The organism is Chryseobacterium takakiae, from assembly GCF_900129385.1.
Taxonomy (GTDB): domain Bacteria; phylum Bacteroidota; class Bacteroidia; order Flavobacteriales; family Weeksellaceae; genus Chryseobacterium; species Chryseobacterium takakiae.
The window spans coordinates 1-14,247 of the sequence record NZ_FQVO01000010.1; the positions used below are offsets into that span (position 1 = coordinate 1).

11 protein-coding genes are annotated in these 14,247 nt (G+C 35.6%); 6 read left to right on the forward strand and 5 right to left on the reverse strand.

The window, feature by feature from the left end:
- Positions 1-309 precede the first annotated feature (309 nt).
- Positions 310-1,245 (reverse strand): hypothetical protein, encoded by a 936-nt coding sequence (locus BUA76_RS13020; protein ID WP_072885241.1) that lies wholly within the window; start codon positions 1,243-1,245, stop codon positions 310-312.
- A gap of 333 nt (positions 1,246-1,578) precedes the next feature.
- On the opposite strand from BUA76_RS13020, the gene BUA76_RS13025 reads away from it, so the two are divergent.
- Genes BUA76_RS13025 through BUA76_RS13045 form a run of 5 tightly spaced genes read left to right on the forward strand, consistent with a single transcriptional unit; the run spans position 1,579 to position 8,969 of the window.
- The gene (locus BUA76_RS13025; RefSeq protein WP_143149907.1) at positions 1,579-3,570 is read left to right on the forward strand and encodes a TolC family protein; all 1,992 of its coding nucleotides are present in this window, start codon (positions 1,579-1,581) and stop codon (positions 3,568-3,570) included.
- Between the two features lie 3 nt (positions 3,571-3,573).
- Positions 3,574-4,614 carry an HlyD family secretion protein gene (locus tag BUA76_RS13030; protein WP_072885243.1) on the forward strand — a complete coding sequence of 347 codons (1,041 nt, stop codon included), beginning with the start codon at positions 3,574-3,576 and terminating at the stop codon, positions 4,612-4,614.
- 3 nt (positions 4,615-4,617) lie between these two features.
- A complete protein-coding gene (locus BUA76_RS13035; protein WP_072885244.1) occupies positions 4,618-5,571 on the forward strand; it encodes a TackOD1 domain-containing metal-binding protein in 954 nt (317 codons plus the stop codon).
- Between the two features lie 10 nt (positions 5,572-5,581).
- Positions 5,582-6,889, forward strand: coding sequence for a glycosyltransferase family 2 protein (locus BUA76_RS13040; protein WP_083573236.1), 1,308 nt, complete (start codon positions 5,582-5,584; stop codon positions 6,887-6,889).
- Between the two features lie 52 nt (positions 6,890-6,941).
- The gene (locus BUA76_RS13045; RefSeq protein ID WP_072885246.1) at positions 6,942-8,969 is read left to right on the forward strand and encodes an LVIVD repeat-containing protein; all 2,028 of its coding nucleotides are present in this window, start codon (positions 6,942-6,944) and stop codon (positions 8,967-8,969) included.
- A gap of 142 nt (positions 8,970-9,111) precedes the next feature.
- On the opposite strand, the gene BUA76_RS13050 is transcribed toward BUA76_RS13045, so the two are convergent.
- The 3 genes from BUA76_RS13050 to BUA76_RS13060 form a co-directional block, all read right to left on the reverse strand.
- Positions 9,112-9,675 carry a GNAT family N-acetyltransferase gene (locus tag BUA76_RS13050; RefSeq protein ID WP_072885247.1) on the reverse strand — a complete coding sequence of 188 codons (564 nt, stop codon included), beginning with the start codon at positions 9,673-9,675 and terminating at the stop codon, positions 9,112-9,114.
- Positions 9,676-10,073: 398 nt separating this feature from the next.
- Positions 10,074-10,571 (reverse strand): hypothetical protein, encoded by a 498-nt coding sequence (locus BUA76_RS13055; RefSeq protein WP_072885248.1) that lies wholly within the window; start codon positions 10,569-10,571, stop codon positions 10,074-10,076.
- Between the two features lie 177 nt (positions 10,572-10,748).
- Positions 10,749-11,606 carry a helix-turn-helix domain-containing protein gene (locus BUA76_RS13060; protein WP_072885249.1) on the reverse strand — a complete coding sequence of 286 codons (858 nt, stop codon included), beginning with the start codon at positions 11,604-11,606 and terminating at the stop codon, positions 10,749-10,751.
- Positions 11,607-11,809: 203 nt separating this feature from the next.
- Between BUA76_RS13060 and BUA76_RS13065 the strand changes: the two genes are divergently transcribed.
- Complete coding sequence (locus BUA76_RS13065) at positions 11,810-12,124, forward strand: hypothetical protein (protein ID WP_143149908.1); 315 nt, start codon at positions 11,810-11,812, stop codon at positions 12,122-12,124.
- Between the two features lie 72 nt (positions 12,125-12,196).
- Here the strand turns inward: BUA76_RS13065 and BUA76_RS13070 are convergent, their stop codons facing one another.
- A complete protein-coding gene (locus tag BUA76_RS13070) occupies positions 12,197-13,867 on the reverse strand; it encodes an LVIVD repeat-containing protein (RefSeq protein WP_072885251.1) in 1,671 nt (556 codons plus the stop codon).
- Between the last annotated feature and the right edge of the window lie 380 nt (positions 13,868-14,247).

The following is a 14,247-nucleotide window of genomic DNA, read 5'->3' on the forward strand; positions in this document are numbered from 1 at the left end:
AAGCCATTTTCAATGATCGCAAAGAAAATTTCCAAAATAATTTGAATAACAATAATATCAAAAAATGAAGCCGACTCGTGAAATGAGACGGCTTCATTCTGTTTATAAGATATCTATTTCTTTTCTGATTGGTTACGTTTGAAAATAGTTTTGTAGGTATAGGAGAGAAAATCAATACATAATAATAATAAAATTAATATATATGATGCCATTGCCAAAAAATTATTTTGTCGCACAATAATCTCATATTGTGAAATAAGAAATAATGCGATTAAGATTTCAAAAATTAGCAATTTTTTCTTTTCCATTTTATTCAGTTTCCATATTCAACCAATAGTAAAAACTCTGTATAGATACTGAAAATGCAGACAATAAAGATTCTTTTTCAATACTGCTTAATCTTGAGTTTGCCACCTGCTCAACATAATAGCTTGTTATATTATTATAATCTTCAAAGTTTTGAGCGCTTTGTGTAGCTTCGAAGTATAATGACAATATATCAGAGCAGTTTTCATTAATTAAGCCATTATTTCTATATGCGTTTACAAGGGATTGTACATCATAATTAGAATTTTTATAATCGGAAGAAATCTGTTTTATTTGGTCTGCTCCTTTTTTAAAGTCAGGTGAGTTATATATTTTATCAAATTCACTTGATTTTAAATTGGGTATATTATTATATGCCCACTCTAATTCATTAACTTCATTTCCATCCATGTAAATTGTTTGCAGTCCTGAGTTATGTAAAATTCCTACATTTTCCAGATGATCAAAGTCTTTTGGAAAGTCATATACTACAGATAAACCTTGGGGAGAAGCGCTATTAAAAGTTCCTCTGCAATGACCGCCAGTACTGCAATACGCTGCATAAGATCCTCCTACAGCTCCTATAACAGCAGCACCTCCGGAAACCACAGCCCATCCTGTTCCAGCAGTAGCAGCACCTACTGCACCTGCTACTCCTTGTGCAACCCACACCATTCCTGCAGCTCCTCCTGCATCACCAGAAGCTATTGCGGCAACCTGCCCAACAATCTGCCACCACTTCTTTTTACTTGCCGGGTCCTGATAAATATTCGTAGTTTTAAAATTGTCATTGTAATTTTTTAATTGCAATTTTAAGTCACTCGCACTAGTTTTTTTAGAAGTTACAGTTTCTGTTGCCACAACATTTTCATCACTTGTACAGCTACCGAAGTTCAGCAATACAGCTAAGCCAAGGATTTTAATTGAATTTTTATACATATTAATTTTTTTATTGAGCAGCAAAACTACTCAGAACAAAATAATTCACACAATAATTACTTATTTGTTTTTCATTAATTTTTTTCTACATACCACAAAAATCTGAAAATGCAAATTTTTATTTAAAATCCTACAAAATTGCAAACAAACAGCCTGATAATATTTGTGATATAAAAATTTTAAGATAATATCTAATACAGATTTAATCTATCATAACTATTATTAAAAAATATTTAACGAAACATCTTTATTAAAGTAAATTGAATAAAAATAATTAAATTTGCAAAAAATTTATTTCATTATATGCGAAAATTCTTGCAAATTCTACTACTGGTGAATTTTTTCATCTTCTTTAATGCTCAAAACAAATCAACTCTAAGTATAAATTCAAAATCCCTAAGCGTTCTTGCAGAAGAATACAAAGAGATTTATACAGCTGCTAAAGAAATCATGAAAAATCTTCTGGCAGACAAAACAAATGCTGAAACAAATCATATTGACTTCTCGTTGTCAGATATTTCTTTAAATAAAACTGAATCTGCAATTGATTCCAAAAACATAAAATTTAAAAATACGCCACATCTCAATTGGGTTTCGGATATGAGCTACAACTTCAGCCCGGGGTTTGGTGATGATGATAATATTTTTTACCGGGCAAGAGTGTCTTCGGGCCTGGACTGGCTTGCCTTAGGAGAAGGAAGTCTCAAAAACCAGAAAATGCAGAATGCTCTTAATGAGAAAATGAGGAGTATGAATGTTTTAGAAAAACAGCAATATAAAAAAGAGATCAACCACAGAGAACATCTGGAACAGGTAAGAGCTGCCTTCGATGCAAAAAAAATAAAGCTTTTATCTGATTATGAAAAACTGTTGAAAATTCAAAATGATTTTACGGTTAGACAAAATAAAATCGGATTAAAAAATGATGCAGAAGCTGCAGAGTCGAAATACAGACTGGATAAAATTTCCATAGAAAAAAAATCACTAGAAAGCCTTTCAAAATCGTTTGATCATCAAAACTTTAATAACGAAATTATAAATTCAGGCATTCCGGATCTTATACCGGTTGAAAATATTAATTTCAGTGCTTTGGTAAAAGATAAGGAAACTGCTTTGAAAATGGAAAAGGAAATACTGGACATGAAACGCAGAAGGGATAAGCAGCCTGATCTCAGATTGAAATTGCGTTACAATTATTATTCTGCATTATCAAGAGACCGGAATTTTGCCAGCGTTGGTGCTACTATTAACCTTCCCGTAAGCAGAAGTAAGAACGATATTGAAAGCGAAAATGAGATTAAGCTGAAAGAAAATTCTATCCAGGATCTGCAGTTGTTATACCGTAACAGGCTCAGTGAAATATACAGAGACTATTACCTTGCAAAATCCGAAATAGAAGTATTGGAAAGTGAGGTAAAATATCTTGAAGCAGAACTTAAAGTGAATTCCACCAACGAAAAAAGCAATACTTTCAGCCCTGCGGCATACCTTGCTACCTCCGAAAAACTATTGAATAACCAGATACAAATTTGTGATAAAAAATCAGATCTGTATGAAAAATACCTTGATTACAGAATGTTATCCGGAACAGATGATACAGCAGCAGGCGCTCAGCAGTTAGCCAATAATGACAATATTGGGAATGAAACTTATATCTGGAGCAGCTTTTTCACCAACTATTCCAATGCCTATATTATCAACCTGATGAATCACTGGCATATCAACCGGGTTTTCCTGTCAATCGGTAAAGTGACGGATATGGTAAAAGTTGCCGATTTTATGGCAATGGCTGCGCAAAATAACATCCAGGTATATCGCCTGATTGGCGAAAATTCCTATGCTGCTACAGATAACGGATTTGTTGATCTTCAGGTCGCTTTACAGGACGCCAAAAATATGGGATTTGCCGGAGTACATCTCGATATTGAACCCCACACCTTTGATGATTATAAAGCCAATGTAGATCTTTATGCACAAAGACTTATCAACCTGTTTACCAATTCAAAAACATGGTGTACGCAGAACAATATGGATTTGGGGGTAAGTGTTCCGATGCAGCTTCCGGCCGAAGTAGCCACTGCTTTACATGACAACAGCATTATGACCTACATTATGGCTTATGATGTACTGACACTCGACAAAAAACTTAATAAAACAGCTTTAATAAGGAATATCCTGGGTCCAGACCTGTATGTATGGGTTTTCAGAATTAATGACTTCCAGGTATTCAGTGATCTTCTGGATGCAGAAGCGTATGTACAGGCAGCAGGCGTTACAAAATTCGGGTATTACGATCTATCACAAATGAATAATTTTAAGCCATAATTAATGGAAATCAATTTTAATGACGATAAAATAACAGAAGAATCTTACGAAAAACCTGTTAAAAAAAGAAGATGGGACCGTTGGATTTATTTTGGCATTTTATTGTTGATCGTTTTTTCCGTCCTGAAATGGATTATTTCATCTTGGATATTTGATTATGCAGACGGATTTCTCAAACAGCAGCAATTTGATGTAAAATTCACCAGCGATATAAGAATCCTTAATTATACGGTAAAAGAAGGTTCAGCCGTAAAAAAAGGCGACACCTTGTTCAGCTACGAATTTTATGACACTAATCTGCGTAAAAACAGCATTCAGGATTCCCTGAAAAATCTCGTAGACAATACCTCTTTTGATAATAATATTGTAGAAATCAAGGCGCAGATATCAAAAAAGAAAAGCCTTGCCGCTGATCTTAGAAAAAGAGTGGCTTTCTGGCAAAACGAGAAAAAAAGGAAAGAAAAACTGGTATATATTAACCAGATTACACCCAATGAACTTGCCAATGTAGACCGTTCTATTGACGATCTTACCTATGAGCTCGCCTCGGTAAATGCTGACATTAAAGCACTGAATGACGAAATTGCAAAGATGGCTCAGATTAACAACCAAAGAAATAATCTCACAAGAGAAGAAAACAGAACTTCCGGTATTCATAATTATTATACTTCACCGGTAAACGGAAATACAGATCGTTTCAGAGTTGCTGACGGGCAGGTTGCTTATAAATCGGATATTATTACTTCGATTGTGAATAAAAGACAATTTGTACAGGCATATATTGACATCAGTGATCTGGATGAATTTAAAGAAGGCGATCATGTAGCCATAAAACTGCCGTACGGATTTAACAAAACGCTTACAGGAAAGGTAAAGAAAATTTATTCCATATCAGAGATCAAAGACAATACTCTTCTCAATAAAACCTTGAATGACAATAAATACGGTGTGGTAATTGATATTGTACCGATAGACGGAAAGTCCTGGGAAGAAGTAAAAATCAGTAACATTCCGGTGAAAGTAAGAAAACTAAAATTTACATAATCTATGCCTGACAAAATACTGAATCTCGAAAACGGGATCAGCGCACAATTGCTGGATGACTGTATCAACAGAAACGAAATTCCCGATGCGGACAATGCAGACATCTGGATTATCAACAATGATAAAGCCTTGAATGTAAGAAAATTCCTGGTTTCGCTGATCAGGCATCCGGATCCGAAGGTTTTTCTGAAGCCTGTTTTCCTGAGGAAAGATTTGAAAAATTTATATAAAGAATATAAAAATTTTAATCTTAAACATCTGTGTGACGGCTACATCAAAGAACTGGACATACAAAGCAAAATACCTTATATCAGATTTATTCTAAATTTCATCAAAAATCTTAACCCTTCAATTTCTTTTTCCGAAGATGATTTGCTGAAAAAAACACTGATGTATTATTATTCAAGAAATAAAGACATTGAATTTCATGAAAGTTCAGGCTCTCTCAGCGGATATTCTTACCCAAGAATCGAAGCGTATTATGATGGTACTACCGAAGCCTATGTCCACGGCAGAGCTCTTCTGAACACTGCTTACAAAAACGATTTTCTTCAGAGAAACTATATTGACACCTCGCATATCTGTAAAAAATGCTATTCCGGCTTTCTGAATTACAGGGAAGAATGTCCTAAATGTAAACAGCACAATCTTCAGGTAAGGGTTCTGATCCACCATTTCAGATGTGCTTACGTGGCCACAGAACAGAGCTTCCGACAGGGAGAAAAAATGATATGCCCGAAATGCAGTATGGAACTTAAGAATCTCGGTGTTGATTATGATAAACCGGGAAAAGTATTCTACTGCCTGAACGATCTCTGTAAACATGAATTTCAAAAACCTCTGATAGGCGTACATTGCATTAATTGCAAAACAGAACAGAGCCCTTCTGAACTGAATCTGGAGAAGATCTACAATTACGAGCTTACCCAAAAAGCCCTCAGCGAAATTCTCAATTAACGAATTATCAGTGGAAAGTTTCTGGGAAATTATTTTTTCTAATATCAGGTATTCAAACTGGTCTACCATCCTGAACTGGGGTTGGTATGTTTTCATCATAGATATTCCGAGATTTCTTATTCTGGAGATCATCGTGCTTTTTGTTACCTTCAGAAATCGTTTTTTAAGTAAAGACAAATGGGAACGTGCACATACAAGAATGATGAGGGAATATCCTTTGGTTACGGTTCTTGTTCCCGGCCATAATGAAGGAAGACATCTTCATAAAATGGTAGTTTCCATGCAGAGGCAGACGTATAAGAATATTGAAATTATCGTTGTTGATGATGGTTCTACCGACAATACGGGAATTATCGGAAGATCTTTTGAGAAGAAAGGTTTCATCACGAAATTCCTCCGGTCCGAAATTCGTGGCGGAAAAGCATCGGCTGCCAATCTCGGACTGAAATATTCGAAAGGAAAATTTATTGTGCATATTGATGCAGATTCATCTCTTGACAACGATGCCATTGAAAAATCCCTCCTCCCCTTTTATGTTTATAAAAATGTTGGTGGTGTCGGCGGAAACCTTATGGTGAGAAACGATGAAGATTCCCTTACTTCTACCATGCAATATCTGGAGTATCAGCAATCGATAAGTATTTCCAGGATTGTTCTTTCCAGTCTTGGAATTTACAAGATTATCTCAGGAGCATTTGGTGTTTTCCCGAGAAAAGTACTTGAAAGAGTTGGTGGCTGGGATGTAGGTCCGGGTCTGGATGGAGATCTTACGGTGAAAATCAGAAAAATAGGCTATAATATTCACTTTGAGCAGAACGCCATCTGCAATACCCACGTTCCTGTAGCATGGGACAAACTTGCCAAACAAAGGTTACGCTGGTCTCGCTCGCTGGTACGGTTCAGGTTAAGAAAACACTATGATATATGGATCCCTAACAAGAATTTCAGATGGTCTAACTTTTTCGCTTTTTTTGAAAATGTTTTTTTTGGATTGGTCCTGGATATTACCTGGATGATTTATATGCTAAGAATAATAATTGAGAATCCTGAATTCTTGCTTTTTTGGCTGCCTCTCAAATATTTAGTATATTTGCTGCTCTATTTTATGCAGTTTATCGTTTGCCTGGTAATAGTGAAAAATAAAAAGAAATATTTATCAAAGATCATTTACGTTCCGCTTTATCCTTTGTATATGGGATACTTCATGCGCATCGTAAGAACCATTGCCTATTTCGACGAATTGTTCTTCTACGATTCTTACAAAGATCCGTGGAACCCCCAGAAAACTTCAAAAAAAGCACGTGAATTCGGTGCATAAATTACTTAGCTATTCAAAAAAACCTTATAAAACAAAACAACTTCCCCTTACAATGACTAAAAAACTAAGCGCAGTAATAGGATTTTCCCTTCTTGTTGCTGCAACCGGATGTTCTTCGGAAGACAATCTTCTTCCTGAAAACAACGAAAGTTCCAACTCAATTACCAATGGAGATATCACCCTTCGATACGGAGGAGGCGATCTTGCCAAAAGTGTTGAACTCAAAAATTCAGCGGTTGATTTCATCAGATTCGACCAAAACGGACAGAAACATTCCGTTTCCCAGAAAACCGTAATGTATACCCCTAATCTTTCTGGTGCTATTGCTGCTGTAGGAAACAACTGGTATAATATTAACAACGGAGAAACGTATTACATTCCGGAAGGTACCACCTTTACAGGAGGATTCAATTTCAATTCTGCAGGAAAGATCATCGTTTTGGGTGAACTGGGCGGATCCAACTGGATCAACGTTCCAAACGGAGGTAAAGTAGAAGTAGGAAATAACGGTAAAATTTCAAGTTCTGTCAATTTCCACCTGAATTCCGGGGGTATTTTAAACAACTACGGATTCGTAACGTATACTACAGGATCTGTTGACGGAATCATTAACAATTATAACAATTTAAACTTTAATAATTCTGAAAGCCTTAACGGAAGCTCTACGGTAAACAACTACTGCAGAATGGTCTTTAATGCACAGAACAACTATCTGAACGCAAGTCTTAATAATGAAGGTTATTTAACTTTTGAAAAAGGATTTCATATAAACGGTTCCGGAGTATTAAATCTTAAGCCGCAATCTTTCACGGAAGTTACCGGCGGAAGCGTTTCTGTGGACGGAAAAGTAAGCAATACCGGAAACAGCTTTGCCAGAATGGATTTTTCGAATATGTCTTTCGGAAACCTTAACGCTTCTCCTGCTTTCACAGGATTTATTGATATGAACTTTGTGAATACTTCGTATGCTGTTCTACAAAACAATAACAAAATCAACAACCAGGTTACTTTAAATTCAAACACTTATATTGCGGCAGGAGAATGTACGCCTCAGAAAGGTATTGCTCCTTGTTCAGACAGCCAGCTTCAGTTTACGGTAGTAGCCAATGTGGTAAGCCCTTCCATCAACAACACTACGCTTAGTGCAACAGGTGTTACGGTAAACAACGGTTTTGCTTATGTATCTTACCATACCAATGATGCGCTTTCCGGAAGCAACACACAAGGAGCCATCAGAATCCTTAATGTGACGGATTACAGCGCTCCATCTCTTGTAAGCGAAGCATTATTCAACAACATCGAATTTAACAATGTTGATGTGGCGAACAATAAATTATACGCTGTAGGCGGAGATAAAAACGGTTCTAAACTGGTTACGGCACCGCTTTACAATAATGTGTTCAATACTCAGGATCTTTCTTCATTCGTAAATTATAAGCTTCCGAGTTCTACCGCAAAAAATTCTTATTTCTACAATAATTATCTTTATGCTTCTACAGGGACAACAGGCGGAGGTTTCTTCAAGCTGGATCCTAATAACGGATATTCTGTGGCCGAACAGTTTAATTTTGCAGGAGAAAGAGCGAAATATGTTGCACACAACAATACATATCAGGTATTTTTAGCAACCCAGGCGAATGGTGCTTCTTTAAGAATTGCCAATAATGACGGTTCAAATGCAAAGGTTTACAATTATGCCGGACTTGCTCAATCTGTAACCGACGGTAAAAATGTAATTGTTCTTGATGATGAATATGTATACCTTGCTTTAAGCGATAAAGGGGTTGCTAAAATCAGATTAAACGATGGACAGCTGATCAGTACTTTTGTACCTAGAAACTTTAAGGTTAACAACCAGAATGTCTTCAGCCAGACCGGACTTACCAATGCCGTTGCCGTAAGCAACTGCTACCTTTACCTGGCAAACGGTACAGACGGAGTCATTGTTTTGAATAAAACGAACTTTAAAGTAGTTGGTTATTACAAGCTTAACGGTTCTGCCAATTATATTTATATCAATAATAACCTGGCATTTGTTGCCACAGGACAATCTGGTCTTAATATATTGAAAATAAATTAATTGCTACATTAATAAAAATATCCTGAATTAAAAGATTTAGGTTAAAACACAAAGGGAGACTGTTTTTCAACGGTCTCCTTTATTATTATTTACGATACAATTGCTGACGTTAGTGTCTTAATTATTTAGATTCTTTTATACTTTAAAACTGTTTTATATAAAAAAAGAATTCAAACCCGAAATATTTTGTGGCATATCTGGAAAATCCCTGCTTTTCATAAAAAGGAATATTTACCAATGTAGAAGTTTCCAGGCACATGGCTTCTTTGGAGGACTTATAATATTCTATCAGCTCTTGTAAAAACGAAGTTCCTATTCCGTTTCCCTGTAATTTCGGGACTACTCCCAGAAACCATAAATGAATATAATCTACATTTTGAGGAAGGGTTTGCTCAGTAATATTCTCTTTCTTCAGAACTTTTTTAATTTTTGATAATCCCACGACTTTAACGATCAACTGAAGATCAAGCAAAACCGATTGTAATCCGGACTTCTTTTTCTTTGGATCCAATAAAATGGCACAGGCCGTTTTATCTTCATTCATCCAGACATCACCAAAAAGAAATCCTTTTGCAACTGAATATTTAAAAAGCCCGGGAAGTGACCTTTTGTTCTTCACAGCAAAATTTGCAGATTGGTTATCTTTAAAAGATTCGGCTAGCAGTGCTACCAGTATAGGAATATCTTCCTTTTTTGCCCTTATCATTGCTTTAAAAAAAATAATTATACACTTTATATATTAATCACCCATTCAATTATTTACATAAGTAAATTTTAGAATATTTCACTTTTCACGCATCAAAATTATTTAAAAAAAAAGAGCTATCCCATTTTTATTCATTAAGGTTTATTAACAAAAACTCAACTTTACAAAGATTTAAAATTAATGAGATTATCCGGCCGTTATTTTTTGCACAAGTTTATTTTGGGAATATACTTTATGGACCCATCTTTAATGGGTATCAGAGAAAATCCTGAATTGTTTATATGAAAAAAGCACCATCAATACGGGTGCCTTATAACTTATGCATATAATATAACTTCTAAAAATCGACAAGATAACTTAGGATTGACAATACTTTATAAATTAGAATTCAATTAATTTTAGTCAAAAATACTTTTACTGTTGATTTTCCTTTGTTTTATAAACTGTAAAACAGAACCTGCAATAAAAAAAACAAAGAGAAAAAGAAGGGTCTGCCCGATTACCGGATCTTTAATGTTTTTAGCAAGCGGATGACCAACCGGAATTCTTGTAAATGTCTCATTAACTGTGGGTACAAGAGAAAGAAAAAAACTGAATGACAGTAAAAAATTTTCAAAATACCTCGCTTTGCTGCTTTCTTTTCTTTTTGAATATAAAAAATACGCAATAGCAATAAGAATAATGATAAACAGTGAAAAAACGTGCCCTGCATTAAAACCTCCGTGTTTTGAAATACCCAATGCCGTAATTGAAGTGACGAGCGTTGCATAAAAATATACTTTCCCTGAACCTGCAGCAAGGTTGATTTTGCCATATTTCACAAATGCCGTTACTGCTGCTGCAATTGCTAAGATACCAATGATGGTATGAAAAATTCCTAAACCTGATAAATTCATTTTTGTTTATTTAAATTTGTTTTTAACTAAAAATTGTCAGGCATGTAAGAGAAAATTTTCTCCCTGAAACCGACAAGGCAAAGTTGCAACAGATAGACAAAAATGTTTTTGCGATTTGGTTCAGATATTTGCGATTTTGGTTCAAAAATCAACTCCGAAATATTCGGAAATACTTATTCAGTTGTTCTCTTTCTGGCTGAGACGGTAATTTGAAGGGCTGCTGTGGAATTTATCCTGAAAGTTCTTGGTAAATGTTGCAAGATCATTAAATCCGCATTCATAAGCAATATCGGTAATTCTTTCATCAGAAATTAGTAATAATTCTGCTGCTTTTTCAAGTTTTTTGTTTCTTATATAATGGGCAGGCGTATCGTTGTAAAGCTTTGTAAATTCTCTTTTGAATGAAGAAACACTTAGGTTGTTTTGTTCAGCAAGCTGCTCAATGGTTAGCTGTGAAAATAAATTCGCTTCAATGATCTGCTTAAAAGAATAAGCCGCCGGAGAAAAAAGCTGTGATAAGATCAATTGAACAGACGGCGCACTTCCAGACTGAGCCAGCAATAAAATAATTTCCTTCAGCTTAAGAATCAGGATATCTTCATTCACGAGCGAAGGATTTTCGAAATAGAAAAGCAGACCTTCCACATATTTTTTAATCAGAAAATCGTTATTAATCTTTTGATTTGATTTATTTGAAACAGTACTTTCCGGTTTTTGCAAAATCAACGGCAAATCCCGGTCATAAATCTTCTTTAAAATATCAGGATAAAAAGTAACAATAACAATATGGCAATTTTCCTCGCGAGTGGAATTTTGAATATGTTTTCCCGAACTAATACAATTCAGCAATAATGAATAATCCGTAGGGATATTAACCGCTTTATCATCCGATCTGTATTGAAGTTCTCCCTTCATTACATAAATAAAACACGCTTGTTCGGCCACAGGAAAATCATATCTGAAAGGCCCTGCCAATTCTATTTTCTGCATCAGGGTCTTTCCGAATAAGTCATATTTTTTGTAATCATTAACCATACTATTATTCAAGAAACTTTATCCAAATTTATGAAATATATAAAGTTTTAGGATGGTCTCAGGACAGTTTTGCATAACAGCAGTTTCCGAATATTTCACTATCTTTCAGAAAGAAAATAGAGAAGGCCGCAGAAACATCAAAACAAATAAGTGATCATTAAACTGTTTTAGACGTTCGGCTGCTTGATTTAAAAATTTATCTCATGAAAAAACGCCCCCATTTTAAAGCATTAATGACTTATAAAACAACAGAAGATGGAGGTATTGTCACGCCTGTTTCATCCGGTTTCCGGGCTTCTTTGAAATTTCCTTTTGATACCAGGCTGTATATGGCAAGCCAGACTTTTTCTGAGACAGAACTTGTATTCCCCGGAGATGTTATCAGTGCCGAAATTACGATGATAAATGATGGCACACCAAGCGATAAATTCTATGAAGGAATGGATTTTGAGTTTGAAGATCAGTCGGGAACCATCGGAAGCGGTGTTATTACCACCGTTTATCCGGTACAGGGATAAGAAGATCTCCATAAAAATTCAGATAAAATAAAGGAGACCTTTTGGCCTCCTTTAATACTTCTAAATATTTAATTACAATTTATTTTTTACATCCGTAAATGTTCCGGTAATGGTTGAAGTACCGTTTTTAGTAACTGTCCCGTGGATGGTAATGGATGAATTGGTTCCGATAAATTCAATCTTGGATCCCTGGTTAATGGTAAGGTTTCCAAAAATCGTTACATTTCCTTCAATTTTCCAGTTGGCGTTGCTGTTAAGAATCATATGTCCGTAGGTTGTAAGGTTACCTTTCAGGTTAAGAAGCGCCCCGCTGTTGATATTAAGAGAATTCCACGGATTGCTTTGTGTACCCTGATAGAATTGTCCGTACATGTTGAATGTTGAGTTACTGTTCAGATTAACCCCCTGAGAAGCTGTTAATGCTCCGCACCATGTAAGCGTCTGGTTTACATTGATTCCCTGAAGGCTCTTCGTTCCGGAGTATTCTAATGTTTGTCCGGAGTTTACATTCAGCCAATCACTTCCGTTGTAAACTGCATAACCAGAACAGTTGGGAGCACCACTTTCAGGAGCTACGGTTTTGATAATTTTTAATCCTCCGGTTCCTGTTGCAACGAAGATATATTCCCCTTTGCTCATTACGAAATTAGATGATCCTGTTAAATCAAGCGAACCCATAAGTTTCAGCTGATTATTGTCTGTAGTATATACATAAAGACCGGCTCCTCCATTGGCAACAAATACTCTTCCTGAATTTACGGATACCGCATTGCTTACAATATCCGAAGGATTAACATTCGGAACCTGTGTAGGTAAAGAAAGCGTCTGAAGCTTTGTTCCTGAAGTTAAGTTATAAACTCCTACTCCATGATATCCTTCTGAAACCAATAATTTTCCGTCGATGAAATCAATTGTTCTTTTGGCTTCTGCCACATCTGTGGAAGTTGAGAACGAAGTAATTAAATTAAGACCGTTTGCATCATAAATTTTTACGCCTTCCGTTCCGCTAAGGACAACAATTTTGTTATTGTTATAGCCTAAAGCTCTGAGATCGTTAAGAAGAATTGAGATTTCAATTTGCTGACTGCTTTTATTAAGCTGAGCCAAAACACCTGTTGCTCCTGAAACAGCATAATATTTAGAGCTGCCTGAAGTAACATCCGTTCCTACCTTCCCATTAAGGACAGTCTGCTGAAGCGAGTTGGTAAGCATACCGCCGTTAAGCGTCATACTTCCTACGAAAGCGGGCGAAGCTGCTCCTGAAGCATAAATATCTTTCGCACCTGCAATATATAATTTGCCGTTATCGTATCGTACCGAACTGATGTCTGTATCCGGAAGAATGGCCTGCATAACAAGCTGCGGAGCGTTCGGATTGGTGATATTCAAAACCTCGATGGCTCCGAGATATGTTTCGCCTTCCGTGTTGTAAGATACATAAGCATAATTTCCTTCTACCGTAACATGCGTTGCTCTAAGTGTTTTCCCATTGTAAACCGGTGGAGCCACTTCAGCTACCAATACAAGGGGAAAATTACCTGCCGTTACGGTTTTCCCACCGGAGCTCGGCTTCATGTCCAGCACTCCTGCGTTTCCGAAATCAATTCTCTTGCTTAATATACCGGCATCAGAACTTAAAATTGGACCTGTTTCCTGCTGATCCTGAAAATCGTTGTCATCATTCCTACAAGATAAAACTGTCAGGAAAGTAAGTACAGCCATGTACGGTAAAATTTTTCTCATAAAAGATTTTCTTTAATATATTGAAAGTAATTTTTTTTTTAAAATATAAATTTAATCTTTATAACTGTTTATTGTTCTCTTTTAAACATTACAAAGCTACAATGACAAACAAGATTGACTTGTAGCTTAAAATGTACATTCATGTAAAGAAATAACTACAAAGGTTAATGTTTTTTATCATGAATTACCAATCTAAATGCCATGGATAATAATTCTTCGAAAGATTCTATTTGATCTAAAAGTAAGTTCCGAATCTAAAACAGCCGCTTTAGAATACTTTTTTGCGTAGATGTTTATATTTAACAAGATTAAATATGTTATAATAACATGTATCTATAATAAATTAAGACAACAAAAAGTCCTTTTCTGTTTTGCAGAAA